Source organism: Methylobacterium frigidaeris (assembly GCF_022179185.1).
Taxonomy (GTDB): Bacteria; Pseudomonadota; Alphaproteobacteria; order Rhizobiales; family Beijerinckiaceae; genus Methylobacterium; species Methylobacterium frigidaeris.
Genome location: NZ_BPQJ01000027.1, coordinates 59,021 through 83,863, shown reverse-complemented (window position 1 = coordinate 83,863; position 24,843 = coordinate 59,021). Strand labels below are relative to the sequence as shown.

The 24,843-nt window shown below is 69.1% G+C and carries 25 protein-coding genes, 1 tRNA gene and 1 pseudogene; 9 read left to right on the top strand and 18 right to left on the bottom strand.

Features of this window, described 5'->3' with window-relative positions:
- Positions 1 to 326, top strand: a 326-nt coding sequence (locus MFF64_RS24210) for a hypothetical protein (RefSeq protein ID WP_238192622.1), incomplete at its 5' end; no start/stop codon positions are given.
- Here the strand turns inward: MFF64_RS24210 and MFF64_RS24205 are convergent.
- The 5 genes from MFF64_RS24205 to MFF64_RS24185 all read right to left on the bottom strand — a co-directional run bounded on the left by MFF64_RS24205 (position 327) and on the right by MFF64_RS24185 (position 3,804).
- A complete protein-coding gene (locus MFF64_RS24205) occupies positions 327 to 518 on the bottom strand; it encodes a hypothetical protein (RefSeq protein WP_238192621.1) in 192 nt (63 codons plus the stop codon). It lies immediately after the preceding gene.
- An 8-nt stretch (positions 519 to 526) separates the two neighbouring features.
- On the bottom strand, positions 527 to 1,093 hold the full coding sequence (locus MFF64_RS24200; protein WP_238192620.1) for a recombinase family protein: 567 nt from the start codon (positions 1,091 to 1,093) through the stop codon (positions 527 to 529).
- 148 nt (positions 1,094 to 1,241) lie between these two features.
- Positions 1,242 to 2,234, bottom strand: a complete 993-nt coding sequence (locus tag MFF64_RS24195; protein WP_238192619.1) for a hypothetical protein — start codon at positions 2,232 to 2,234, stop codon at positions 1,242 to 1,244.
- 290 nt (positions 2,235 to 2,524) lie between these two features.
- Positions 2,525 to 2,600 (bottom strand) — tRNA-Thr (locus MFF64_RS24190).
- 958 nt (positions 2,601 to 3,558) lie between these two features.
- Positions 3,559 to 3,804 (bottom strand): hypothetical protein, encoded by a 246-nt coding sequence (locus MFF64_RS24185; RefSeq protein WP_207768048.1) that lies wholly within the window; start codon positions 3,802 to 3,804, stop codon positions 3,559 to 3,561.
- Between the two features lie 194 nt (positions 3,805 to 3,998).
- Between MFF64_RS24185 and MFF64_RS24180 the strand changes: the two genes are divergently transcribed.
- Positions 3,999 to 5,279, top strand: a complete 1,281-nt coding sequence (locus tag MFF64_RS24180; protein WP_438823095.1) for an MFS transporter — start codon at positions 3,999 to 4,001, stop codon at positions 5,277 to 5,279.
- A 70-nt stretch (positions 5,280 to 5,349) separates the two neighbouring features.
- Here MFF64_RS24180 and xylB read toward each other — a convergent pair whose 3' ends face one another.
- The 6 genes from xylB to MFF64_RS24150 all read right to left on the bottom strand — a co-directional run bounded on the left by xylB (position 5,350) and on the right by MFF64_RS24150 (position 12,209).
- Positions 5,350 to 6,804, bottom strand: a complete 1,455-nt coding sequence (xylB, locus tag MFF64_RS24175; RefSeq protein ID WP_099901299.1) for a xylulokinase — start codon at positions 6,802 to 6,804, stop codon at positions 5,350 to 5,352.
- The gene (locus tag MFF64_RS24170; RefSeq protein WP_238192617.1) at positions 6,804 to 7,757 is read right to left on the bottom strand and encodes a carbohydrate kinase family protein; all 954 of its coding nucleotides are present in this window, start codon (positions 7,755 to 7,757) and stop codon (positions 6,804 to 6,806) included. The genes xylB and MFF64_RS24170 overlap by 1 nt, the downstream gene beginning before the upstream one ends.
- A 139-nt stretch (positions 7,758 to 7,896) precedes the next feature.
- On the bottom strand, positions 7,897 to 9,000 hold the full coding sequence (locus MFF64_RS24165) for an ABC transporter ATP-binding protein (RefSeq protein ID WP_099903563.1): 1,104 nt from the start codon (positions 8,998 to 9,000) through the stop codon (positions 7,897 to 7,899).
- 10 nt (positions 9,001 to 9,010) lie between these two features.
- Positions 9,011 to 9,829: a carbohydrate ABC transporter permease gene (locus MFF64_RS24160; protein ID WP_207768120.1), complete on the bottom strand. Its 819-nt coding sequence runs from the start codon at positions 9,827 to 9,829 to the stop codon at positions 9,011 to 9,013.
- A gap of 1 nt (position 9,830) precedes the next feature.
- Positions 9,831 to 10,709, bottom strand: coding sequence for a carbohydrate ABC transporter permease (locus tag MFF64_RS24155; protein ID WP_099903558.1), 879 nt, complete (start codon positions 10,707 to 10,709; stop codon positions 9,831 to 9,833).
- Between the two features lie 189 nt (positions 10,710 to 10,898).
- The gene (locus MFF64_RS24150; protein ID WP_438823094.1) at positions 10,899 to 12,209 is read right to left on the bottom strand and encodes an ABC transporter substrate-binding protein; all 1,311 of its coding nucleotides are present in this window, start codon (positions 12,207 to 12,209) and stop codon (positions 10,899 to 10,901) included.
- Positions 12,210 to 12,553: 344 nt separating this feature from the next.
- Here MFF64_RS24150 and MFF64_RS24145 point away from each other — a divergent pair.
- Positions 12,554 to 12,829 (top strand): annotated as a pseudogene (locus tag MFF64_RS24145) (addiction module antidote protein); the annotation flags it as partial.
- Positions 12,830 to 12,851: 22 nt separating this feature from the next.
- Here the strand turns inward: MFF64_RS24145 and MFF64_RS24140 are convergent.
- Positions 12,852 to 14,342, bottom strand: coding sequence for a mannitol dehydrogenase family protein (locus tag MFF64_RS24140; protein WP_099906768.1), 1,491 nt, complete (start codon positions 14,340 to 14,342; stop codon positions 12,852 to 12,854).
- 263 nt (positions 14,343 to 14,605) lie between these two features.
- Between MFF64_RS24140 and MFF64_RS24135 the strand changes: the two genes are divergently transcribed.
- Entirely contained in the window at positions 14,606 to 15,481 is an 876-nt protein-coding gene (locus MFF64_RS24135) for an alpha/beta fold hydrolase (RefSeq protein ID WP_165795842.1), read from the top strand.
- A gap of 34 nt (positions 15,482 to 15,515) precedes the next feature.
- Entirely contained in the window at positions 15,516 to 15,665 is a 150-nt protein-coding gene (locus MFF64_RS24130; protein WP_238192616.1) for a hypothetical protein, read from the top strand.
- A 63-nt stretch (positions 15,666 to 15,728) separates the two neighbouring features.
- On the opposite strand, the gene MFF64_RS24125 is transcribed toward MFF64_RS24130, so the two are convergent.
- Positions 15,729 to 16,628, bottom strand: coding sequence for a LysR family transcriptional regulator (locus MFF64_RS24125; RefSeq protein WP_238192615.1), 900 nt, complete (start codon positions 16,626 to 16,628; stop codon positions 15,729 to 15,731).
- A 164-nt stretch (positions 16,629 to 16,792) separates the two neighbouring features.
- Between MFF64_RS24125 and MFF64_RS24120 the strand changes: the two genes are divergently transcribed.
- The 4 genes from MFF64_RS24120 to MFF64_RS24105 all read left to right on the top strand — a co-directional run bounded on the left by MFF64_RS24120 (position 16,793) and on the right by MFF64_RS24105 (position 19,588).
- Positions 16,793 to 17,407, top strand: coding sequence for a YceI family protein (locus tag MFF64_RS24120; protein ID WP_099906762.1), 615 nt, complete (start codon positions 16,793 to 16,795; stop codon positions 17,405 to 17,407).
- A gap of 26 nt (positions 17,408 to 17,433) precedes the next feature.
- Positions 17,434 to 18,039 carry a cytochrome b gene (locus tag MFF64_RS24115; protein ID WP_099906760.1) on the top strand — a complete coding sequence of 202 codons (606 nt, stop codon included), beginning with the start codon at positions 17,434 to 17,436 and terminating at the stop codon, positions 18,037 to 18,039.
- Positions 18,036 to 18,602, top strand: coding sequence for a YceI family protein (locus tag MFF64_RS24110; protein WP_099906758.1), 567 nt, complete (start codon positions 18,036 to 18,038; stop codon positions 18,600 to 18,602). Before MFF64_RS24115 ends, MFF64_RS24110 begins: the two co-directional genes overlap by 4 nt.
- A 68-nt stretch (positions 18,603 to 18,670) precedes the next feature.
- Positions 18,671 to 19,588: a bestrophin family protein gene (locus tag MFF64_RS24105; RefSeq protein WP_238192614.1), complete on the top strand. Its 918-nt coding sequence runs from the start codon at positions 18,671 to 18,673 to the stop codon at positions 19,586 to 19,588.
- A 162-nt stretch (positions 19,589 to 19,750) separates the two neighbouring features.
- On the opposite strand, the gene map is transcribed toward MFF64_RS24105, so the two are convergent.
- The 5 genes from map to MFF64_RS24080 all read right to left on the bottom strand — a co-directional run bounded on the left by map (position 19,751) and on the right by MFF64_RS24080 (position 24,842).
- The gene (gene map / locus MFF64_RS24100; protein WP_238192613.1) at positions 19,751 to 20,503 is read right to left on the bottom strand and encodes a type I methionyl aminopeptidase; all 753 of its coding nucleotides are present in this window, start codon (positions 20,501 to 20,503) and stop codon (positions 19,751 to 19,753) included.
- A 78-nt stretch (positions 20,504 to 20,581) separates the two neighbouring features.
- Positions 20,582 to 21,469, bottom strand: a complete 888-nt coding sequence (locus MFF64_RS24095; protein ID WP_238192612.1) for a hormone-sensitive lipase — start codon at positions 21,467 to 21,469, stop codon at positions 20,582 to 20,584.
- Entirely contained in the window at positions 21,469 to 21,912 is a 444-nt protein-coding gene (locus MFF64_RS24090) for a RidA family protein (RefSeq protein WP_099902376.1), read from the bottom strand. The genes MFF64_RS24095 and MFF64_RS24090 overlap by 1 nt, the downstream gene beginning before the upstream one ends.
- Positions 21,909 to 23,495: an AMP-binding protein gene (locus MFF64_RS24085; RefSeq protein WP_238192626.1), complete on the bottom strand. Its 1,587-nt coding sequence runs from the start codon at positions 23,493 to 23,495 to the stop codon at positions 21,909 to 21,911. Before MFF64_RS24085 ends, MFF64_RS24090 begins: the two co-directional genes overlap by 4 nt.
- A 201-nt stretch (positions 23,496 to 23,696) precedes the next feature.
- Positions 23,697 to 24,842 carry an acyl-CoA dehydrogenase family protein gene (locus MFF64_RS24080; protein WP_099908388.1) on the bottom strand — a complete coding sequence of 382 codons (1,146 nt, stop codon included), beginning with the start codon at positions 24,840 to 24,842 and terminating at the stop codon, positions 23,697 to 23,699.
- Position 24,843 lies beyond the last annotated feature (1 nt).

Sequence of the window (24,843 nt, the reverse complement as noted above, 5' to 3'; positions counted from 1 at the left end):
CACCTCCACGAACCGGTGAAAACCCTCACGAGTCAAAATATAAGCGCGGCGGTATGACGGGTGCGTTCGATACGCCTGAGGTCGTTGGCTCTAGAAAGAAGCCGCAGACGGGTATGGCGAAGTATATCTCTTTCTACAATGAGATGCATCGCAAGTCGAAGAGCGGTACCGCCAATACTTCCAAGAACCAGTTCGACCACTGGACGAAGGAGAAGCTGGCGAAGGAAGCGAAGAACTTCCTGAGTGCTCTTCGTGCGAACGGCCTTCTTGCTGATAAGCACAAGCCTATCAAGGACCTGTTGGCTGGTGAGGCTCGAACGGCGTAGTTAGCCACTCAACTTGGCGCGGAGGTCGGCGACCTTCCGCGCCGAGGCGGCCTGTTGGTCGCGAATGCGCTTCTCGATGCCAGCCCTCCGGTCAGCCTTGCGGCACGCCTGGACGGGTGTCAGAGGCCCCTCCGGCTTGATGATCGCTGTTTTGGTCGCGGTCTCCACGGTGACAATTTCATAGTAGCGCATAGACGTATTTATGCGGCGGTCTGATCGACGCCTTGAGCATTAAGGATGCGATAGACCTGCATCCGCGAGCACCCGAGCGCCTTGGCAATTGCCGCAGGCCCAACGCCCTCCTGGCGCATCGCCAGCACCCGCTCACGGCTCACACGGCGCGTGCCACCCTTGTAAATCCCCTTCTCCTTCGCCTGAGCGATGCCCTCTTTCTGGCGCTCCCGGATGAAGCGGCGTTCCATCTCGGCTACCATACCGAGTACCGTCAGGACGATGCGGCCGGTCTCCCCGCGCGTGGAGAGGTGTGGGTCGAGGACGGTCAGGTACGCCCCCCGCTGATCAAGCTCGTGGACAATGTTGAGCACGTCGCGGGTATCGCGGCCAAGACGGTCGGCGCGCGTCACACAGACCTCGTCCCCTTCACGAACGAAGTCGAGGATGGCAGCCAGTTCGGTCCGGCCATCGCGGCTAGCACCTGACACCTTCTCAGAGCGGATCGGCTGGCACCCCTCCTGCTTGAGACGCGCGATCTGCACGTCGAGGCTCTGGTCCTCGGAAGAGCAACGGGCGTAACCGATCCGGGCCATGTGTCACCTTGGGGTCTAAGACGCGCTCACGATGATGTAACATTGTCGCGTAAACAACGCTGATGTTACGTTGTCCACTGTCACATGCCTCAGTCACGCCAGGGCGTACTTTGATGTTCGTTATTCAGGCAACTTATCAATTTTGATATCATTGCTCAACGCCGTGATTTGTAAACCAATTAATGCCCTTCTTTCTCATGCGCTCTTCAAAAGTCGCTCTTGGATTGACGTCCGGTGATTTTTCAGGAAAAACCAGACCTTTGATCTGATCTTGATTTAAAAGGAGATTTCTGCGAGGAATTTGCAGCAAGCTCCATTTGTCAGTCGAATATATCATCAACGCTTTGAAGCGCTTATCGGCATCCTGAAACACTAAATCATTAGGTAGGGCTTCTTTAGACAGTATGGTTACGTTAGTTGAATGCCCGCCACCATACTGTGGCTTTGTCTCGCCGTATATAGAATATCCAAATGCTATAACTGCACCTAGCACAAAAATCGAAAGGTACAAAAGTGACGTAATGCTTTTGCTGTCGTGAGCCGTTTTCGTGATCTGATCATGGAAGTTAGCAAACAGGAAATATAATCCAAAATACGAGGCGAACAAATATTGTTGATTTGTATCTGCAAGGATCAGAAATAATATCACAAGAACAATTTGGGCGATCGATTTCAGAAATATATACCGAACTCCGACAATCCAGGGCATGAATTTCTCTAGGGTTATGATGATAAACCCTGGAAATAGTATCAATCCTGTGGCTGGATCTGCGAAATAAGATCCTTCAAAAGTTGTATTCGAAAACATTATTGTCGCGACGGCAAGTCTATAAACAGCATCTGTAAACATAAAATTCGATAAAAACACAAATCTTCCAAATTTTGTGTGAGATGAAAGGGCTGTTTCGGAAACCTCTTTGTTCAAATCGATCAGATAACTTCCAACGAAAAACCACCAAATGAACAGATAGATAGCGCATAGAGCGCCGGCAAACACAAATCGTGGGTTAGTCAAAGTAAAATCTGACGTACCAAATTTACTCAAATACGAGTTCACAACGACAAAACCAAGCCCATATAGTAAGGCAGTCGCAAGAGCTACGCCTTTAGCTAATGGTTCTATTATCTTGGTTTTATCCAAGGCCCGCTCCTGATCAATTTTCGGGTTGGTGTGAGGAAACCAGCACACATCCCGACAGGAATGGTCATAACGAGCGATGGGCGGGAATGAAACGGAATGCGTCGAATTCAGAACTCTTCGGCACGCGTACTAAGGGCTGCCGAAGGTATGCGTCTAACGGCCGCACTCGCGCAACTCGTGCGACGTTCTCTGTAGACAGCGGATCAGATGATAGGGGAAGCCCGGCAAGTGCCTGACAAGACTGTCTGAGAATGCAGACCGAACGGCTCTAAGCCACTGAAAAATATGAGTGGTGCCGCAAGAGGGATTCGAACCCCCGACCCCCTCATTACGAATGAGGTGCTCTACCAGCTGAGCTATTGCGGCCCCGACGGTCCGGCTCGACCGGCGGTCAGTGGCGCTCTCTTACCCGCGGAGCGATGGCTTGGCAAGGCTCCCGACAAACCTCAGGAGCTGTCGGATCGCGACTGACGGGTTTGGTGGCGAGGCGGCCTGGAGGTCTCGCGACCAGACATGGCCGAGCGCCCCGGGGAAGGGTGGCAGCGTCAGGAGATCACGCCGCGGGCGGACGCCCGGGGCCGACGATCCGTGCGATCCGCGACAGGAATCGGTCCGGCCGGACGGAGGCCGACCAATCGCCGAAGGCCGAGGACGTACCCGGAGGCGCCGCGCCTCCGCTCGGATCATCGGAGGGATTGATGGCACAGAAGGCGGCGTTGAGGATGAGCGCCAGCCTCCAGGCCCGTTCGGGATCCCCCGCCGGGATCCCGGCCTGAAGCGCGGGGCTCCCGATCCGTGCGCGGAGGGCAGCCTCATCCTCGAACGGCTCGAGGGTCACGACCGGGGCGAAGCCGTGCCCGCGCACGAGGGCCATGGCGTCCCGGCAGAAATCGAGAACGAGGGGGGCGCCCCGGCGGACATTGACGGACGTCCTTGCCCGAAGACCGGTTCCGCACCGGCTGCAAGGTCAGCGCGCAGGGCGTTCCTCATGCCGGCATGGACGTGAAGGCGGGTCTGGCCCGCGAAGGTGGAGCGCAGCCAGGTGTCCCGTGCCCGTGCAGGATCGCGGCGGCGGCCCGGTCGACGTCGGCACCCGGAAGCACGATTGTGGCGGTCTTGGCCACCCCGAGGCGGGCACCGAGGTCGAGGCCGTCCGTGGCCTCGCACGGCTCGGGCAGGAGGCCGAGATGGGCCCGCAGGAGGCGGGCTGTCTCGCGTTCGCCGCGCAGTCGTGGAGCAATAGCGTGCTGGCAGGGTCGGTCCAGCCGATCCAATTCCACCCGTCCGGCACGGCTCCGCGTGAACCCCGCGACGGCGTCGGTCGTCACGGCCGCGCTTCGGCCTTGAGGCTGGCGACAAACCGCCGCGCGATGTCGCGCACCGCCTCGTCGTCCTGCGTCGCGTCGCTGCCGGGGTCGCCGAGGTGGTCGACGCTGCCCTCGAGGGCGTCGATCACGTCCGGGTGCCGTCCCGCGAGGACGCGGAGGGTGGTGAACAGCAGGGGCTCGGCGACGATCTCGCGCCGGCGGGCCTGGATCGTCGGGTCGGAGGGGGCTTGAGCGACGATCATGCCGGGGCAACAGGCGGCTCTGCCCGTCGCACCATCTCCCCGCCGATCGGTCCGGCTTCGGACTCCCCTCATCGCCCCTGTCTCTGCTAGAGAGCGCCGCGAGCTGCGGCTCTGCACAGAAATACCCTCAGGGCAGGAAACTCACCGTGGAAGAAATCGAAACCAGGACTATCCGCAAGGTCATGTGGCGGCTGATGCCGTTTCTGGTCGTTTGCTACTTCGTCGCCTACCTCGACCGGGTCAATGTCGGCTTCGCCAAGCTGCAGATGAACGCCGCCCTCGGGCTGTCGGAAGCCGCTTACGGGTTCGGCGCCGGGCTGTTCTTCATCGCCTACTTCCTGCTCGAGGTGCCGTCGAACCTCGCGCTCGACAAGTTCGGCGCCCGGCTCTGGATCGCCCGCATCATGTTCAGCTGGGGCCTGATCTCGGCCCTGTTCGCCTTCATCGCTCCCATCTCACGGGCAACCGGAATCTCGAACGAGTGGGTGTTCTACATCCTGCGCTTCCTGCTCGGCATCGCCGAAGCGGGCTTCTTCCCGGGCATCATCTTCTATCTCACGCTCTGGTTCCCCTCGGTCTATCGCGCCCGCGTCGTGGCGATGTTCATGCTGGCGATCCCGTTCTCCTCGATCGTCGGTGCGCCGGTCTCGGGCGCCCTGCTGAACATCACCGGCGGCGGCCTCGACGGTTGGCAGTGGTTGTTCATCCTTGAGGCCCTGCCGTCGATCGCGATGTCGGTCGTCGTCGTCGTCTACCTCACCGACCGGCCGAGCCTGGCAACTTGGCTGCGGGACGACGAGAAGACCTGGCTCGAGGCGCGGCTGGAGAACGAGCGCAAGCAGAAGGTCGCCGTCGAGCACATGAGCATCGGCAAGGCGCTCTCCGACCCGCGGGTGCTGGCCTGCTCGTTCGTGTATTTCTGCCTGAACGCGGCGAGCTACGGCGTGGCGTTCTTCCTGCCGACCATCGTCAAGGGCTTCGGCGTCAGCAACTTCCAGACCGGCCTGCTCTCCGCGCTGCCCTTCGTGTTCGGCGCGGTCGGGATGGTGCTCCTCGGCCGCAGCTCCGACCGCACGCTCAAGCGCCGGGAGCACGTGTGCTTCGCGATGATCATCGCGGCGGTGGGCGTCGCGGGGGCGGGGCTGGTCTCGAGCCCGGTCCTGGTGCTCGGGCTGCTGTGCCTGAGCCAGATCGGCGTCTCGGCGACGCCGCCGCTGCTATGGCCGATCCCGAGCGCCTTCCTGACGGGCAGCTCGGCCGCCGCCGGGATCGCGGCGATCAACTCGATCGGCAACCTGTCCGGCTTCGCGGGGCCCTACGTCATGGGCTACCTCAAGGACCTGACGGGCACCTTCACGGCCGGGCTGCTGGTTCTCGGCGCCGTCACCCTGGCGGGCGGCATCGTCGCGATGACCCTGAAGGTCAGCCGGGACCTGGAGAGTGCAGTGGCCAAGAAGGCTGCACCGGCAGAGTGAGGACAACCGCGCCGTCGAGCCGACGCGCTCGACGGCGCGAGGCCGACCGCACCGTGGGCGTTCGGGGCTTTCAGCCGGCGAGCGCCCGCAGGGCCGGGTACAGGCCGCGGTAGCGAGAGAGCCGCTCCGCGTAGGCCTCCGCCAGGCTTCGATCCGGCAGCACCGTCGCGCCGCGCTCCGGTGGGGTGCAGATCGTCTCGGGGGCCTCGCCGGTGACCGCCAGGCGGGCGAGGCGCGCCGCCCCGAAGGCGCCGCCGTGCTCGCCCTCGGCCAGCGGGCTCAAGGGAATGTCCAGCACGCTCGCCAGGATGCGGATCCAGGCCCGCGAACGCGAGCCGCCGCCGATCACGTCCGCCGCCTCGACCCGGGTGCCGGAGGCGCGCACGGCGTCGAGGCAGTCGCGCAGCGAGAATGCCACGCCCTCCATCACCGCCTGGGTCAGGGCCGGCCGGTCCGTGCCCGCCGACAGGCCCGCGAAGGCACCGCGCACCGCGCCGTCGTTGTGCGGCGTGCGCTCGCCGGCGAGATAGGGCAGGAACAGGGCCGCGCTCGGGCGCTCGACCCGGCCGATCTCCGCCACCAGGCTCGCCTCGTCCGTCCCCGCGATGCCGGCCCACCAGGCGAGCGACGCGGCGGCCGAGAGGGTCACGCCCATCTGGTGCCACAGGCCCGGCAGGGCGTGGCAGAAGGCGTGGACGGTGCCCTCCGGATAAGGCTGCGCCCCGTCGGTGGTGGCGAACAGGACGCCGGAAGTGCCGAGCGACACGAAGGCGTCGCCGGGCCGGATCGCCCCGAGCCCGACCGCGCCGGCGGCATTGTCGCCCGCGCCGCCGGCGAAGAGCGGCGGGGTCGTCATGCCCCAGGCCTGAGCGAGGTCCGGGCGTAAGGACCCCGCCGGGCCCGAGCCCTCGACGAGCCGCGGCATCGCGGTGAGCGGGAGCCCGGTCGCGGCCAGTGCCTCCACCGACCAGGCCCGGGCCGCGACGTCGAGCCAGAGGGTCCCGGAGGCGTCCGACATCTCCTCGACCGCCTCGCCGGTGAGCGCGAGGCGCAGCCAGGCCTTCGGCAGCAGGACGCGGGCGGTCCTGGAAAAGATCTCCGGCTCGTGCGCCCGCAGCCAGAGCAGCTTCGGGGCGGTGAAGCCCGGCATGGCGATGTTGCCGGCGACCCGGCGCAGGTCCGGCCAGGCCGCCTCCAGGGCAGCGCATTCCGCGCTCGCCCGGGTGTCGTTCCACAGGATGCACGGGCGCAGCACCCGGTCGTCCGCGTCGAGGAGCACGGCGCCGTGCTGCTGGCCCGACAGGCCGATGCCGCGGACCGCCGCCAGCTCCGCCGGATGGCGCGCCTTCAGGACATCGAGGACCTGCTCCAGGGCGCTCCACCACTGCGCCGGATCCTGCTCGCTCCAGCCCGGATGCGGCCGGCTGACGGTGAGCGGCGCGGTGGCGCTACTGACGACGGCTTGCCCCTCGTCGACCAGGACGGCCTTGAGGCCGGAGGTGCCGAGATCGAGACCGAGGAACATCAGAGCACCGACAGCAGGTCGTCGCGGGTCGGCAGGTCGGCGCCGAGGCGGGTGCAGGTGAGGCTCGCGGCCGCCACCGCCTCGGACAGGATATCCCGGAGAACGTCGGCGTCGAGGCCGAGGAGCGCGTCGCGCGAGAGACGACCGTCGCGATCGAGGCGCGCGAGCAGCGCGGCGTGGAAGGTGTCGCCGGCGCCCACCGTGTCGATCACCGCGACCTTGCGTCCCGGAACGATGAGCGTTCCACCGCCGTGATAGGCTCGTGCCCCGTCGGGACCTGCCGTGACGACGACGAGGCCCACCCCCGCTTCGAGCCAGCCCTGCGCGATCGCGCCCTCGTGGGCTTGCGCCCCGTAGGCGGCGCGCAGATCCTCGTCCGAGAGCTTGATGATGTCGGCGCAACGAACGAGGTCGCCGAACCGCGCGTGCCAATGATCCAGGTCGGGGATCAGGCCGAGGCGCAGGTTGGGATCGAGGCTGATCACCCGCCGCCGCGCCTCGCGGGCGGCGAGCGCCGCGTAGGCCGTGCCGACCGGTTCCGCCACCAGCGAGAACGAGCCCATGGCGATCGCCCGCACGGTATCGGGCAAAGCCGCCGGCAGGTCGGCGGCAGCGAGGTCGGCGTGAGCGCACGCTTCGGCGTGGAAGGTGTAGGCGGGGTGGCCGCCGGGCCCGGTCGAGACGATGGCGAGCGGCGTCGGCCGGGCGCTCTCTTTCGCGAAGGCGAGGTCGACGCCCTCCGCCGCCAGCCGGTCGGCCAGCATCCGTCCGAAGGCATCGGAGGACAGGCCGCCGAGGAAGGCGCTCCCCGCCCCGAGCCGGCTGAGGCCGATCGCCAGGTTGAACGGCGAGCCCCCCGCCACCGCCAGCGCCGGCAGGCCGCCACGCTCGGGGCTCGGGCGTCCGGCCTCCACGAACAGGTCGATCAGGGCTTCGCCGCAGACCAGGATCATGGGGTTCTCCTCGGGCGACCGACGGGTTCGAGCTGTCGATAGTGCGCATCACCTCTCCCCGACAGATCCCGGGCTTGCCCGGCATTCCTTGGGGAGAGGAGAGCCCTGCGCTTCACAGAGAAAAATGTCGCGACATTCCTCACGCTGCCAGCGGGTGCCGCGCCCGATGCGGCAGCGCCCGGCCCTCGCCGTCGAACAGATGCGTCGCCGCCGGATCGATCGTCAGGCGGATCGTCTCGCCGGTCCGGACCGGGGCGCTGCCCTCGATCTGCGCCACCACCGCGGCGCCGTCCGCGACCGCGACGTGGGCGAGCGTCAGGCCGCCGAGCCGCTCGACGTGGCTGACCCCGCCGGCGAGCGCCCCGTCCGCCCCGGGCTTCAGCGCCTCCGGGCGGATGCCCAGCGTCACGGTGGCGCCCGGGGCTGCGCGTGCGCTGTCCACCGGCACCACCACCTCGCCGCTGCCCGGCAGCGTCACCCGCACGCCGGCCGGATCGGCCGACGTGACGCGCGCCGGCAGCAGGTTCATCCGCGGGCTGCCGATGAAGCCGGCGACGAAGAGGTTCGCCGGGTGGTGATAGAGTTCGAGCGGCGAGCCGACCTGCTCGACCCGCCCGGCCTGCAGCACCACGATCTTGTCGGCCATCGTCATCGCCTCGACCTGGTCGTGAGTGACGTAGATCATCGTGGCGTTGAGGTCGCGGTGCAGGCGCGCGAGCTCGATGCGCATCTGGCCGCGCAGGGCCGCGTCGAGGTTCGAGAGCGGCTCGTCGAACAGGAAGATCTTCGGGTGCCGCACGATGGCCCGCCCGATGGCGACGCGCTGGCGCTGGCCGCCGGAGAGGTCCTTCGGCTTGCGATCCAGATAGGCGTCGAGCTGGAGGATGCGCGAGGCTTCCGCCACCTTGGCGGCGCGCTCCGCCTTCGAGGCGCCGGCAAGCTTGAGGGCGAAGGCCATGTTGTCGCGCACGCTCATGTGCGGATAGAGCGCGTAGGATTGGAACACCATGGCGAGCCCGCGATCGGCCGGGCCGACCTCGTTGACGCGGTGGCCGTCGATGAAGAGGTCGCCGTCGGTGATGTCTTCGAGGCCCGCGATCATCCGCAGCAGCGTCGACTTCCCGCAGCCCGAGGGGCCGACGAAGACCGCGAATTCGCGGTCGGCGATGTCGAGATCGACGCCCTTGATGATCTCGGTGGCGCCGTAGCTCTTGCGCAAGGAGCGCAGACGGAGGGTGGCCATGGCGATGCTCCTACTTGACGGCGCCGAAGGTGAGGCCGCGCACCAGCTGGCGCTGCGACAGCCAGCCGAAGACCAGGATGGGCGCCACCGCCACCGTCGAGGCGGCGGACAGCTTGGCGAAGAACAGCCCCTGCGGGCTCGAGAAGGAGGCGATGAAGGCGGTGAGCGGGGCCGCCGCCGAGGAGGTGAGGTTGAGGCTCCAGAACGCCTCGTTCCAGCACAGGATCAGCGAGAGCAGGCCCGTCGAGGCGACGCCCGGCAGGGTCAGCGGCAAGAGCAGGTGCCAGACTTCCGCTGCCGTGCGCGCCCCGTCCATCCGCCCGGCCTCCAGGATGTCGTGCGGCACCTCCTTGAAGAAGGTGAACAGCATCCAGACGACGATCGGCAGGTTCATCAGCGTGTAGACGATGGTGAGGCCGATCCAGGTGTCGAGGAGACCGAGGGTGCGGAACAGGAGATAGATCGGCACCAGGACGCCGACCGAGGGCAGCATCTTGGTCGAGAGCATCCACAGCAGCGTCGAGCGGGTGCGCTTCGTCGGGTGGAAGGCCATGACGTAGGCGGCGGGGATTGCCAGGGCCAGGGCCAGCACCGTGCCGCCGATCGAGATCACCACCGAGTTGAGCGCGAAGGCGAGGTAGTCGGCCCGGGCCAGCACGTCGCCGTAGCTCTGCAGCGTCGGTGTGAAGGTCAGCGACGGGGTCACCGCCTCCGGCTCGCTCTTGAGGCTGGTGAGCAGCATCCAGAGAAGCGGGAAGAACAGCACGAAGGCCGCCCCCCAGCCCAGCACCGCGATGCCGATGCGCTTCGGGAGGCTCTGCTTGACCATCCTACACCTCCAGCCGGCGCGCGATGGTGCGCACGAGGAAGAACGCCACGATGTTGGCGAGCACGATCGCCACCACGCCGCCGGCCGAGGCGCCGCCGACATCGTATTGCAGGAGCGCGCGGGCGTAGATCAGGAAGGCGAGGTTGGTGGTGGCGTTGCCGGGGCCCCCTGCCGTCGTCACGTAGATCTCGGCGAAGACGGTGAGGAGGAAGATCGTCTCGATCATCACCACCACGCTGATCGCGCGGGAGAGGTGCGGCAGCACGATGTAGACGAACTGCGCCACGGCCCCCGCCCCGTCCATGCGGGCGGCCTCCAGCTGCTCGCGGTCGAGTGATTGCACGGCGGTGAGCAGGATCAGCAGCGCGAAGGGCAGCCACTCCCAGGAGACGATCAGGATCACCGACAGGAGGGGATGATCGGCGAACCAGTCGACCGCCGGCAGGCCGAAGGCGCGAGCCACGGCGCCGAAGACGCCGTAGATCGGGTGCATCATCAGGTTCTTCCAGATCAGCGCCGCCACCGTTGGCATGACGAAGAACGGCGCGATCGCGAACAGCCGGGCGAGGTTGCGGCCCGGGAAGGGTTGGTCGAACAGGACCGCCAGCAGCGTGCCGCCGACCACCGTGATGACCAGCACCGAGCCGACGAGGAGCAGGGTGTTGGTGAGCGAGGCCCAGAAATCCGGGTCGGTGACCAGGAACTCGTAATTGTCGATGCCGGCGAAGCCCGTCACCGTCGGGTCGAGCAGGTTGTAGCGCTGGAGCGAGAACCACACGGTCATCACCAGCGGCACGATCATCCAGATCAGCAGGACGGTGACCGAGGGGCCGATGAGCGGCAGGCCGTTGAAGCGGCGGCCCTTGGTGGGGGTGGACATCCGGCGTCGCCTCGTCGCGCGGGCCTCGGGTCGGGGCCGCTGGCGGCCCTTGTGGTGGTCGCGGCAGTCCCGGACGGTGCAGGGCCGCCTTGAGATCCGTATAAGTCGCGGGATCCCCTCTCCCACACGGGAGAGGGGGACGCGCCCTTCTTGTCCCGGTGCAGTATTGCGGGCCGAGGCTCAGTTCTACTACTTCGGATAGCCGGCCTGGCGCATCGTCCGCTCGGTGGCCGACTGGGCGGCCTTCAGCGCCGCGTCGATCGTCTGCTGGCCGGTCAGCGTCGCCGCCACGGTCTGGCCGACCTGGGTGCCGATGCCCTGGAACTCGGGGATCGCCACGAACTGCGCCCCCGTATAGGGCCGCGGGTTCTTGGTCTGGCCGTTCGGGTTGGCGCTGTCGATCGCCTTCAGGACGAAGCCCGCGAAGGGGGCGGCCTTCTGGTAGTCCGGCGACTTGTAGGTCGATTCCCGCGTGCCCGGCGGCACCGCGACCCAGCCGTTCTCCCGCGCCACCCTCTCGATGTATGCCTTGCTGGTCGCCCAGGCGACGAAGGTCTTGGCGGCGTCCTTCTGCTTCGACGAGGCCGGGATGCCGAGGTTCCAGCTCCACAGCCAGGTCGGCCCGCCCTTGAAGTCGCCGACCGGCATCGGCGCGAAGGCGACCTTGTCGGCGACCTGTGACTGCTTCGGATCGTAGAGCAGGCCGGCGGCGACGGTCGAATCGATCCACATCGCGCAGCGCCCGCTGGCGAACAAAGCCAGGTTCTCGTTGAAGCCGTTCGAGGTTGCGCCAGGTGGGCCGTAATTCTTGAGTACGTCGGTGTAGAAGGTCAGCGCCTTCTTCCATTCCGGCGTGTCGATCGTGGTCTTCCAGCCCTCGCCGAACCACTGGCCGCCGAAGGTGTCGACCAGGGTCGTGACGTAGGCCATGTTCTCGCCCCAGCCCGGCTTGCCGCGCAGGCAGAGGCCGTAGGTCTGGCTGGCCTTGTCGGTGAGCTTGGCGGCGAAGCCCTTGATCTCCTCATAGGTCGGCGCCTCCGGCATGGTCAGGCCGGCCTTGTCGAACAGGTCCTTGCGGTAATAGGTCATCGCGCTCTCGCCGTAGAACGGCAGCGCGTAGAGCTTGCCATCCCGGCTCACGCCGTCGCGGACGGTCTTGAGGATGTCGCCCGCGTCGTAATCCGCCGGCAGGCCGTCCATCGGCTCGAGCCAGTTCTGACGCGCCCAGATCGGCACCTCGTAATTGCCGATGGTCAGGACGTCGAACTGGCCGGCTTTGGTGGCGATGTCGGTGGTGACGCGCTGGCGCAGCACGTTCTCCTCCAGCACGACCCAGCGCAGCTTGATGTCCGGATGCGCCGTCTCGAAGGCCGAGGACAGCTTCTGCATCACCACCATGTCGCCGTTGTTGACGGTGGCGATGGTCAGGGTCGAGTCGGCGAGCGCCGGCGTGCCGGCGAGCAGGGAAGCGGCGAGCAGCAGGGTGTGCGTCCGTCTCACGTCGTATCCTCCCGTGGCGCCACTCTCCCTGCGGGTGGTGGCGGCCTTGTGCGCAATTGGTGCGGGTCCGGCGGGATGACGTCAAGCGGGGAGGGTGGGTGGCCGCGCCGCTGCGGCATCGTCGTCCGCGGGGTTTGCGATCGACGGGTCAGGTATCTTGGGGGCTTCGGCTGACGGAGCGTCGAAAGACTTGGTCGTGTTTGTGTGAGTCACTTCAACAAGGTTGCGCGGGATCCCCTCTCCTGTGTGGGAGAGGGGAACGCGCCTCGCCATGACATGTCGACGAGTATGATCGGGGAAGGATATCCTCGCCGCGAAGCATCTCGCCAGGCAGGAGTGACGACATGCCTCTCGAGACCGTCCCGTGGCACATCGTCGACGACCTCGAGACACCGGAGCGCGTGGCGCTCTACCTGGAAGCCGTTCTCGAGGAAGGGGACCCCGCACTACTCGCCGCCGCGCTCGGCGACATCGCCCAGGCGCAGAGCATGGCCCAGGCGCAGGGCATGGCCCAGGTCGAAGGAGACCGGCCTGTCGCGGGCGACCCTGTACCGAACCTGTCCGACGAGGGGAACCCGCAGCTCACGACCCTGATGGCCGTGCTCAAGGCCCTCGGGTTGAAGCTGACCAAGGCGCCGGCCGTCACCCCGCCCGCCGCGCCGCCTCGTCCAGCGTCGCCTGGATGCCCTTGCCGTAGAGCATCCCGAGCCATTCCGCGACCGGCTCCACGAGGCGCGGGTCGTCGCCGAGCTCGCCGAAGAGCGGGCGGATGCCGAGCAGCGGGCGCGGATCGGGGCCGCCCGCGATCGCCGCCTCGCGCAGGAGCGCCGCCATCGGGTGGCGCACCTCGATCGCGCCGCCGCGCTCGTCCTCGCCCCGCACCCGGCGCAGCCAGGCGGCGAGCGCGAGCGCCAGGAACTCCACGCGGCCGCCCTGCTCCAGCCGGCCGCGGATCGGATCGACCAGCACGTTGAGCGGCGCATCGGTGTTGACCCGCTCCACCGTGTCGCGGATCGCCGGGTTGGCGAAGCGCGCGACGAGGGTGCGCTTGTACGCGGCGAGATCGATCCCCGGCACCGGCGGCACGGTCGGGCCGGTCTCCCGGTCCATGAGCGCGGTCATGACGGCGGCGATGCGCGGATCGGCCATCGATTCGTCGATGGTCACGGTGCCGGCGAGCCGGCCGAGCCCCGAGACCGCGAGGTGGCTGCCGTTGAGGAGGCGGAGCTTCATGAACTCGTAAGGGGCGACGTCCGCGACGAACTGCGCGCCGACCCGCTCCCAGGCCGGGCGGCCGGCGGGGAAGCGGTCCTCGATCACCCACTGGGTGAAGGTCTCGCTGAAGACCGGCCAAGCGTCGGAGAGACCGTGGCGCTCGGCCAAGGCCGCGACGTCCGCCGGCGCCGTCACCGGCGTGATGCGGTCGACCATGGTCGAGGGGAAGACGACCTCGGCCGCGATCCAGTCGGCGAGGCAAGGGTCGCGCAGGCGCGCGAGCGTGACGACCGCGTCGCGCAGCACGTCGCCGTTGTGCTGGATGTTGTCGCAGGTGAGCGGGGTGAAGGGCGCATGGCCGCTGGCACGCCGCCGCCGCAGGGCCTCGACGATGACGCCGATGGCGCTCCTCGGCCGCTCGGGCGCGGAGAGGTCGGCGCGGATCAGCGGGTGGTCGGGGTTGAGCCGCTTCGTCGCCGGGTCGAGGCAGTAGCCGTTCTCGGTCACCGTGAGGCTGACGATGCGGATCGCCGGGTCGTCGATCGCGTCGAGCAGAGCCGCACTCGTCTCGCCCGCGAAGGCGACACCGGCGAGCGACCCGATCACCGTCACGGTCTCGTCGGCGCCCTCGCGCTCGACGAGGGTGTAGAGCGCGTCCTGCGGCGCCAGCGCGTCGATCATCCGCCGGTCGCCCGGCATCAGCCCGACGCCGAGGATGCCCCAGGCGAGGGCGTCCGGGTCGTGCTCCATCAGGTCGTGGGTGTAGCGGGCCATGTGCGCCCGGTGGAACCCGCCGAGCCCGAGATGGACGATGCCGGCGCGCACCCGTGCCACGTCGTAGGCGGGCACCCGTACGCCCGGGCCGAGCGAGGCCAGCGTGGCGCGGCTGAGGGGCACGGGATCGCGGTCTGCGCTCATGGTCGTCGCTCGGACTGGCGGCGGGCTAAGGTGCCCGGGCGGGGGCCCTTGATTAATGCGCTGTTGCGGCAGCGTCGATGGTCCCCGGCAAGCGGTGCCGGGCTGGACGACGATCCGCGCCGTGCCCGCGGGCGGATCCGGCGACGCGCCGGAGCGCTTCGATGTCCCAGACGGAGTGCTGCGGGACGAAGCCCGGCGTGCAATCCTGCCGCTGGGGCAGCCGGGGCGGCGTCCCGATTCGCTGTCATCGGGGAGAGCGTCGCATGCGTATTCTGGTGAACGGCGTGCGTCTCTTCGTCGACGTGGCGAATTTCGGCCTCGTGCCGGGTCCGCACGGGCTGCACGAGAAGCCGACCCTCCTGATGCTGCATGGCGGGCCGGGCTTCGACCATGTCGCCCTCAAGGAGGCCTTCGCGGGCCTCGGCGACGTCGCCCAGGTCGTGTTCTACGACCATCGCGGCAACGGCCGCAGCGAGGGCGACGATCCCGCGACTTGGACCCTCGCGCAATGGGCCGACGACGTGAAGGGCCTGTGCGACGCGCTCGGCATCGTCCGGCCGATCGTGTGCGGCTTGTCGTTCGGGGGCTTCGTCGCGCAGGCCTACGCCACCCGCTACCCCGACCATCCCGGCAAGCTCATCCTCCTCAGCACGGCGGCCCGGGTCGATTTCCCGACCATCTTCGCCGCCTTCGCGCGCGTCGGCGGCCCCGAGGTCGAGGCCGTGGCCGAGAGCTACTGGATGAACCCGACCGCCGAGGGACGTGCGCTCTACTACCAACACTGCGTGCCCTTCTACCGCCACCGCCGGAATCGCCCGCCGGCCGACTTCTCGCGGGTGATCAGGCGCACGGAGGTGGCGCTGCATTTCAACGGCCCGCGCAACGAGCACGGCCGCTTCGATTTCCGCGCCGATCTCGGCCGCCTGCGCTGCCCCGTGCTGCTGATGGCGGGCGAGCACGATCCCATCGCGCCGATGCCCCTGGCCGAGGCGACCGCCGCCGCCATCCCTGCGCACCTGCTGCGGTTCGAGCGGTTGAGCGGCTGCGGCCACGACATCCACGGCGACGACCCGGAGCGGGTGTTCGGGGCGATGCGGGCGTTCATCACCGGGCCGGATGCGTCGTCCGTGGCCGAGTGATCGCGTCGAGGCAGTCGAGCCGGGGGAGCGAAGCGTGGCAAGGATCGAGACCGAAATCGGCCAGAGCCTGCGCGAGGCCGCGAAGGATGTCGCGGCAGCCTGGAAGGCAGCGGAGTCTGGCCGGACCGTCGCGGCCGACGATCGCCTCGTGTTCCGGGACTGGGAGGCTCGTACACGGTGCTGACGCCCAAGCGCCTCGACAATCCGGATCGCCGCGTAGCGACGCCCGCCCGGGGAGGCGGGGGCCTCAGCCCGGCCCCGCCTCCTCCCGCATCGCCGCGAGGCCGAGGCGGACGTGGTCGCGGAACAGCCGCACCCGGGCAGGCAGCTCGCGGCCGGCGAGGCTGACGGCGCGCAGCACGCCCCCGCGGCTCGCCCAATCCGGCAGCACCGGCACCAGGGCGCCCTCCTTGAGCGCCCGGGCGGCCACAAGGCTCGGGATGTGGCCGATGCCGGCGCCGGTCCGTGTCAGGCGCAGCACCGTGGCGTAGTCGGTGGCGCGGATCGCTGGATGAGCGGTGACGTGTCCCTCGCGGCCCTGCCCGTCGGAGAGCCGCACTTGGGCCGACCCCAGGCGCTCGCGCGACAGGATCAGGTCGTGAGCGCCGAGATCGTCCAGGGTTTCGGGATGCCCGCGGGCGTCGAGGTAGGACGGCGCCGCGTAGAGGCCGATCATCAGGTGGGTGAGGACCGGCGCGCGGTAGCCGCCATCCTGGCCCTCGCCGCTGCCGAGACGGAGCGCCAGGTCGATGCGGTTGGCCGCGAGGTCGAGCCGCGCGTCGGTGATGAGAAGGTCGATCGTGACTTGCGGGTAGCGAGCCCGGAAGCCCGCGACGAGGTCGGGCATCACCTCGATGCCGAAATCGATCGAGGTGGTGACCCGCAGGTGGCCTCGCGGTAGGGTGCGGGCGTCCCGCGCCGTCTCCAGCGCGCCGTCGAGGAGGGCGAGGCTCTCCTGAGCCTTGGCGTGGAAGGCCAGCCCCTCGACCGTCGGCGAGACCGCCCGCGGGGTGCGGGCCAGCAGGGTGACGCCGAGCTCCTGCTCCAGCCGCGAGATGCGGCGGCTGATGCTGCCTTTGGTTTCCCCCAGAACTTCCGCCGCCTGGGTCACGGTTCCGTGATCGACGACGGCGCAGAAGGCTCTCACATCAGAGAGCGCACCCCGGAAGGTTTCCGAACCAGCAACCATGTGTCCCGGTTTAGCTGTCTTACGCCCGCGACGGAACCGGCTTAATCCGGGCGCCGCAAGACGGGTGCGGTGCGGGAGACCTGAGTACAGGCCCGCCAGCCCCGCCGATACGGAGTGTTCTCGTGAAGCTGTCCGTCCTCGCCCTCGGCCTCGCCGCCGGTCTCGCCCTCGCCGCCCCGGCGGGCGCCCAGGTCGCCGCGACCCGTGACCCCGCCCAGATCCAGGCGGGCACCTACGTGGTCGATCCCGGCCACACCCAGGCGGTGTTCACGGTCAACCATTTTGGCTTCTCGCCGTATTCGGGCATCTTCTCGGACGTCTCCGGCACCCTGGAGCTGCAGCCGGCCAAGCCCGCCGAGAGCCGCCTGAAGGTCAGCGTGCCGGTGAAGTCGCTCTATGCGCCGAGCCAGCATCTCGTCGACTCGCTGAAGAGCGACAAGTGGCTCGATGCTGCCCAGTTCCCGGAGATGACCTTCACCTCCACGAAGGTGACGCCCGAGGGCAAGGACAAGGCCAAGGTCACCGGCGACCTGACCCTGCACGGCGTGACCAAGCCCGTGACCCTCGAGGTGACGCTGGTCGGCGCCGGCGCCAACCCGATGAACAAGAAGCTCACGGTCGGCTTCGAGGCCAAGGGCACGATCAAGCGCTCGGATTTCGGCGTGAAGACCTTCGTGCCGGCCATCAGCGACGAGGTCCAGCTGACCCTCCACGGCGCCTTCGAGCGCAAGGACTAATCAGCGAGAGCCGAAGGTCCCGAGCCATGCGCACGGTCGCGACGCCCCGTCGCTACACCCTCGTCGCGATCGTGCTGCACTGGCTGATCGCCCTCGGCATCCTGGCCCTGCTGGGTCTTGGCCTCGCGATGACGCGAGGCTCTCTGCCGCCGATGGATCGCTTCGCGTTCTACCAGTGGCACAAATCCATCGGCCTCACGGTGCTGGTGCTGATGGGCCTGCGGGTCGTCTGGCGCCTGTTCCACAAGCCCCCGCCGCTGCCCGAGACGATGCCGAAGGCCGAGCGCCGGGCGGCGGGGGCGGCGCATCTGGCGCTCTACGGCCTGCTTCTCGCCATGCCGCTCGTCGGCTGGGCGATGGTCTCGGCTTCGCCCTACAACATCCCGACGGTGCTCTACGGGGTGATCCCCTGGCCGCACCTGCCGGTCCTGCCCGAATTGCCGAACAAGGCGGCGGTCGAGGGCGTGCTGAAGCTCTTGCACAGCTACGGCGCCTGGCTGCTGATCGCTCTCCTGCTCCTGCATGTCGGCGCGGCCCTGCGCCACCACCTCGCGCTGCGCGACGACACCCTGTGGCGGATGCTCCCCCTGGTGCCGCGGCCTGGCGCGAAACCCGAGGTTCCCTCGCGATGAACTCCCTCCGCTTCGCCCTCGCTCTCGGCCTGTTCGCCGCCCCGATGGCCGCCCAGGCCGCCGACTGGACCGTCGATCCGGCCAAGAGCCGCATCGGCTTCTCCGGCACCCAAGTCGGCGCGCCCTTCAAGGGCCGCTTCACCCGCTACGACGCGCAGATCAGCTTCGATCCGCAGAAGCCCGAGGCCGGCAAGGCGGTGGTGCTGATCGACCTGACCAGCGCCGAGACCGGCGACAAGCAGCGCGACGAGGCCCTGCCGCAGGCCGACTGGTTCAACGCCTCCAAGGACAAGCAGGCCCGCTTCGAGGCGACCCGCTTCGTCGCGAAGGGCGGCGACGCCTACGATGCCGTCGGCACGCTCACGATCCGCGGCATGCGCAAGGACGTGACCCTGCCGTTCCGCCTCACGGTCTCGGGCGGCACCGCCCACGCGGTCGGCCATCTCGACCTTGTGCGCACCGATTACGGCGTCGGCCAGGGCCCCTGGGCCAACGACTCGATGGTCGCCCTGCAGGTCGGCGTGGATATCGACGTGACGGCGAGCGCGAAGTCGGGCGGCTGACGAGCGCTTGACCGCCGGCGCGCAGGGGCGGATGACCGCGCCCCCGTTCCCGGCCAGCGTGCGCATCCATGATCGTCCGTCCCCGCCCCGGCGCCCTCGCGATCCTGTTCGCGATGCGCGGGTCGATCCTGCCGCAGGTCGCCCCGCAGGTGATCGCCATCACGGCCATGTCCTGCCTGGTGGTGGCGACGGAGCAGGGCTGGGCCCACGCGATCCCGCTCAACGCGGGCATCGGGCCATTCACGCTGATCGGCCTCGCCCTGTCGATCTTCCTCAGTTTCCGCAACAACGCCTGCTACGACCGCTGGTGGGAGGCCCGGAAGGTCTGGGGCGCCCTGATCGTCGAAGCGCGCGGCCTCGCCCGCCTGCTCGGCGCGGTGCTGCCCGAGGACGAGGAAGTACGGCGCCGGCGCTGCCTGAACCGCCTCGCCGGCTTCGCCCACGCGCTCCATGCCCGCCTGCGCGGGCGCGACGCGGCCGTGGCGGCCGCCCACTTCCTGCCGGAGGCCGAGCGCGGGCGGCTGACGGCCTGCGCCAGCCCGGCCGATGCGGCCCTCTCGAACCTCGCCGCCGATCTCGGGGCGGCGCTCCGGAGCGGTGCGTTGAGCGACGTGTCGTTCGGCCTGATCGAGCAGAAGCTCGCCGGCCTGTCGGGGGTGCAGGCGGCGTGCGAGCGTATCCAGGGCACGCCGCTGCCCTTCGCCTACACGCTGCTCCTCTACCGCACCGCCTGGCTCTACTGCCTGCTCCTGCCCTTCGGGCTCGCCGCCTCCCTCGGCTGGGGCACGCCGGTGGCGACGGCTCTGGTCGCCTACACCTTCTTCGGCCTCGACGCGCTCGGCGACGAGCTGGAGGAGCCGTTCGGCTCCGCCGCCAACGACCTGCCCCTCGACGCGCTCCTGCGCACCGTCGACGGTGTGGTGCAGGATGCGCTCGGCGAGCCGGTGCCCCCACCGCTGAGCCCGGAGCGTTACTGGCTACGCTGAGACCGGCGCCTGCCGGCTCGGCCGATTCATAGCCTCGCGCCTTCGCATCGACGTGCCGACGCGAAGGCGCCCGGCGCATCAGCGCCGGCGCCAGTTCGGTCTTGCCTGGCACCTTCGCTTGCCTGGCACCTTCGAACGCGTCCGTTCGAAGGCGCGGCGGCATTACTGGCTCGGCATGGTGAGGACGAGCGGCCCGTTGCGGGTCGCTACCACCGTGTGCTCGTACTGGACCGTTAGCGCCTGCGGACGGCTATAGAGGGTCCAGGGATCGTCGCCGTTCTCGGCGTAGTCGGCGCCGAGCGACAGGAACGGCTCGACGGTGAAGACCAGCCCCTCCGCCATGATCCGGCGCTCGGAGGCGTCGGGCCAGGTCGCGATCTCGGTCGGCTCCTCGTGCAGGGAGGCGCCGACGCCGTGGCTCGCGAGGTTGCGCACCAGGGTGTAGCCGTTCTTCTTGGCGAAGGCGCCGACCGCCCGGCCGATGCCAGCGAGCGGCTTGCCGGCCCCGACCTGGCGCAGGCCGGTCCACATCGCCCGGCGCCCGTCCCGGCACAGCCGCTCGACCGCGCGATTCACCGGCGGCACCGCGAAGGAGGCGCCGGTATCGGAGAACCAGCCGTCCTTCTCGGCCGAGACGTCGATGTTGACGAGGTCGCCGGCGAGGATCCGGCGCTCGCCCGGGATGCCGTGGGCGATCTCCTCGTTGACGCTGATGCAGGTCGCGCCGGGAAAGCCGTAGACCATCTCGGGTGCCGGGCGGGCGCCCGCCCGCTCCAGGCAATCGCGCCCGATCCGGTCGAGTTCGAGGGTGGTCATGCCGGGCTCGATCGCCCGGCCCATCGCCTCCAGGGCGTCGGCGACGATGCGCCCGATCCGGCGCAAGCCCTCCAGTTCGTCGTCGCTCGACACCGTCATGTCGTCATCCCTCGCTGAGCCGAGACGCAGGCCCTGTCCGACCCCGCTTGTGCCATCGCGGCGGGGGCCGGCAAAGCGTCAGCCGCCGACCAGCACCCGCGTGAGCTCACTTTCCGGATCACCCAAGCCCTCGATGACGCTGAGATGGTGGGTCCCGGCGATCTCGAAGGCCTGCGTTTCCGCCCCGAGCCCGTGCCAGATCGTCGGCAGCAGGAGGTTCTGGCGCCGGAATTCCGGCAACTCGTCCCCGCCCGCGACGGCGATCAGCCGGGCGCCCGGGCGCGGCTCGTGCAGGGCGGGGCTCTCGGTCCGGGCTTCCCCCGCGTCGAGCCGCAGGATCTCGTTCATCCGCGTGAGAAGGAGCGGGCGCAGGTCGTGGACGCCGCTGATCGAGACGGTTCGGGCGATCCGATCGCAACAGGCGAGTTCGACGTCGGCGCAGAGCATCCGGGTGACGAGGTGGCCGCCGGCGGAATGGCCGGAGAGGTGGATCGGCCCCGCCACCTCGGCGCTCGCGCGATCGAGGAAGGCGGCGATCTCGGCCGTGATCGCGGCGATGCGCGCCCCCGGGCAGAGCGTGTAGCTCGGCACCGCGACGGCGAGCCCATGGGCCAGCGGACCCGCGGCGAGGTGGGACCAGACCGCGCGGTCGAAGGCCTTCCAGTAGCCGCCATGGACGAACACCGCGAGGCCGGCGGGCGTCCCCTCCGGCAGGAACAGGTCGTAGGCGTGGCGCGGGCCCGCCCCGTAGGGCAGGCCGAGACGGGCGCGGCCTTCCGCCGAGAGCCGGTCGCGGAAGGCGGCTGCGGCCTCGACCCAGCGCGGCGGATAGGCCTTCGACTCGGGGATGGCACCGAGATTGTCGTAGGCGCGGTCGAGGTCGCCCACGCGCCCGCCGGTGGTCCAGGTGACGGCCTGCATCGTGACGGCCTGCATCGTGACGGCCTGCATCGTGACGGCCCGCATCAGGCGGCGTCCGGCACGATCGCGGTCGCCTCGATCTCGACCAGCGCCCCCGGCTCGACGAGATCCGCGACGCCGACGAGGGCCATGGCGGGGAAGTGACGGCCCATCACCCGGCGGTAGACCGGCCCGAGCTCGGCGAGCGACGCCCGGTAGGTGTCGACGCTGCGCACGTACCAGGTCAGGCGGGCGACGTGCTCCGGCCCGGCCCCGGCCTCGGCGAGGACGGCGAGGATGTTGCGCAGGATCTGCTCGACCTGGGGAATGAAGCCCTCGGCCAGGACCTCGTCCGCGTTCCAGCCGATCAGGCCGCCGGTCATCACCACGGTGCCGCGGCCGGCCATGCCGTTGGAATAGCCCTTCGGCTTCTTCCAGCCCGGGGGCTGGAGGGTCGTCAGCGCAGGCGCCTCGGTCTCGGGGCGGAGCGGGATCGGGCTGGCGGTCATGCGGGTTCTCCCTGGACGGTTGCGGCCTCCGCCTCGGCCTGCCGGCGCAGGGCGAAGCGCTGCAGCTTGCCGGATTCGGTCTTGGGCAGGGCCGGTACGTAATGCACCGCCCGCGGGTACTTGTAGGGTGCCAGATCCTGCTTGACGTGCTCCTGCAGCGCCTTCGTCAGGGCCTCGTCGCCGGTGTGGCCGGGATTCAGCACCACGTAGGCCGCGACGATGCGGCCGCGCTCGGGGCAGGGTGCCGCCACGACACCGCATTCGGCCACCGCCGGGTGGGCGAGCAGGCTCGCCTCCACCTCCGGCCCGGCGATGTTGTAGCCGGCCGAGACGATCATGTCGTCGTTGCGGGCCTGGAACCAGAAATAGCCGTCGGCATCCTGCAGGTAGGTGTCGCCGGTGACGTTCCAGCCATCCTGCACGTAGACGGTCTGGCGCTCGTCGGCGAGGTAGCGGCAGCCGATCGGCCCGCGCACCGCGAGGCGGCCCGGCATCCCGGGCGGGCAGGGTTGGCCGGCCTCGTCGATCACCCGGGCCTCGTAGCCCGGCACCGGCTTGCCGGTGGCACCGGGCCGGATCTCGTCCTCGGGCGAGGCGATGAAGATGTGCAGCATCTCGGTGGCGCCGATGCCGTCCATCAGCTTCAGGCCCGTCGCCTTCAACCAGGCGTGGAAGGTCGGCGCCGGCAGTGTCTCGCCGGCCGAGACGCACTTTCGCAACGATGACAGGTCGGCTTGCCCGATCAGCCCCAGCATCGCCCGGTAGGCGGTCGGTGCCGTGAACACGATCGTGGCGCGGTAGCGGGCGATCGCGGCCGCGAGGTCCGCCGGCCCCGCCTTCTCGAGCAGCACCGCCCGGGCGCCGACCCGGAATGGGAACAGCACCAGCCCGCCGAGGCCGAAGGTGAAGGCCAGCGGCGGCGAGCCGATGAACACGTCGTCCTGGTTCGCCCGCAAGACCTCGCGGGCGTAGCAGTCGCAGATCACCAGGAGGTCGCGCTGGTAATGAATCGTCGCCTTCGGCAGGCCGGTGGTGCCGGAGGTGAAGCCGAGGAGGCACGGATCGTCGGCCCGGGTCGGCGGCGGCTCGAAACGATCGGAGGCGTTGTCGAGGAGGTCGCCGAGCTCGCCCCCGGCGGTCCCGCGCCAGGTCACGACCCGCACCGGCTCGGTCCGGCCCTCCGCGGCCTTCGCCATCTCGTCGATCAGGCCGGCGTCGCAGAGGGCGAGCGGAATGCGGGCCTTGTCGAGGATCTGGGTCAGCTCACGCGCCCGCAGCAGCGGCATCGTCGCGACCACGATCCCGCCCGCCTTGATGACCGCGAGGTAGAGCGCGACCTTGGTCGGGTTGTTGGCCGAGCGCAGCAGCACTCGCCCGCCCGGCACCAGCCCGAGCGTGTCGACCAGGACGTTCGCCATCCGGTCGATCATCTGGCTGAGTTCGGCGTAGGTCCAGGTCACGTCAGGACCGACGAGGGCCACCCGGTCGCCGCGCCCTTCCGCGACGTGCCGGTCGACCAGCTCGACGGTGGCGTTGAGGTGCTCGGGGTAGCCGAGCCGGTCGAGGTTGATGAAGTCGGGCATCCGGTCCGGCGGCGGCAGGTTGTCCCGCACGAAGGTGTCGGGCTGCCGCGCCCACGGGCTGCCGCCGGGGCCAGGGCCGTTCGCGACGGCCGCCTCTCGATGCGCGATCACCGAGGTTTCCGGAATTTGGGTCTCCGGCATACGGGTCTCCGGCACGGCAGCCTCCATCGGACGGTCCTTCCTTCAGGTGAGACTCTGCCCTCAGGCGAGAATCTGGCGGGCGATGACGAGCTTCTGGACCTCGGTGGCGCCCTCGTAGATCCGGAGCGCCCGGATCTCGCGGTAGAGCGTCTCCGGCACCGAGCCGGAGCGGACGCCCTCGCCGCCATGGAGCTGCACCGCCCGGTCGATCACCTCTTGCGCGGCCTCCGTCGCCACCATCTTGGCCATCGCGGCCTCGCGGGTGATGCGGGGGGCGCCGGAATCGCGGGTCCAGGCGGCGCGGTAGACATGCAGCGCCGCAGAATCGATCGCCGTCGCCATCTCGGCGAGGCTGGTCTGGGTCAGCTGCATCGCGGCGAGCGGCGCCCCGAACAGCTTGCGGGATTGCGCCCGATGGAGCGATGCATCAAGGGCGCGGCGGGCGAAGCCGAGCGCCGCGGCGCCGACGGTGGAGCGGAAGACGTCGAGCGTCGCCATCGCGACCTTGAACCCGGCCCCGGCCTCGCCGATTCGGCTCTCCGCCGGCACGCGGCAATCGTCGAAGCGAAGGCGCGCGAGCGGGTGGGGAGCGATGGTGTCGAGGCGCTCAGTAATCGTCAGGCCGGGCGCGTCCGCCGGCACGAGGTAGGCCGAGAGGCCGCGCGCGCCCGGCGCCTCGCCGCTGCGGGCGAAGACGACGTAATGGTCGGCGATGCCGCCATTCGAGATCCAGGTCTTCTCGCCGTCGAGCCGCACCGTCCCGCCGGGCATCGGCGTCGCCGCGAGCGCGATCTGGGCCACGTCCGAACCGGCCTCCGGCTCGGTCAGCGCGAAGGCGGCGATGCGGCGGCCTTCCCGTACCCCGGGCAGCACCGCCTCGCGCTGCGCCGGCGTGCCGGCCAGCGTCAGCGCCCCGGTGCCGAGGCCCTGCATGGCGAAGGCGAAGTCGGCCAGCCCGTCGTGGCGGGCGAAGGTCTCGCGCAGCAGGCACAGGGCGCGCACGTCGAACACCCCGTCCTCGGGGGCGGCGAAGCGGAGGAAACCCGCCTCGCCGAGAGCCGCGACGAGGCGCCGGCACGAGCCGTCGACGTCGTGATGGTCGACGAGGGCGGGAACCGTGCGGGCCGCCCACTCGTCGGCCTCCGCCGCGAGGTCGCGGTGACGGGGCTCGAGGAATGGCCAGTCGAGGAAGGTCCGGTCCGGCATG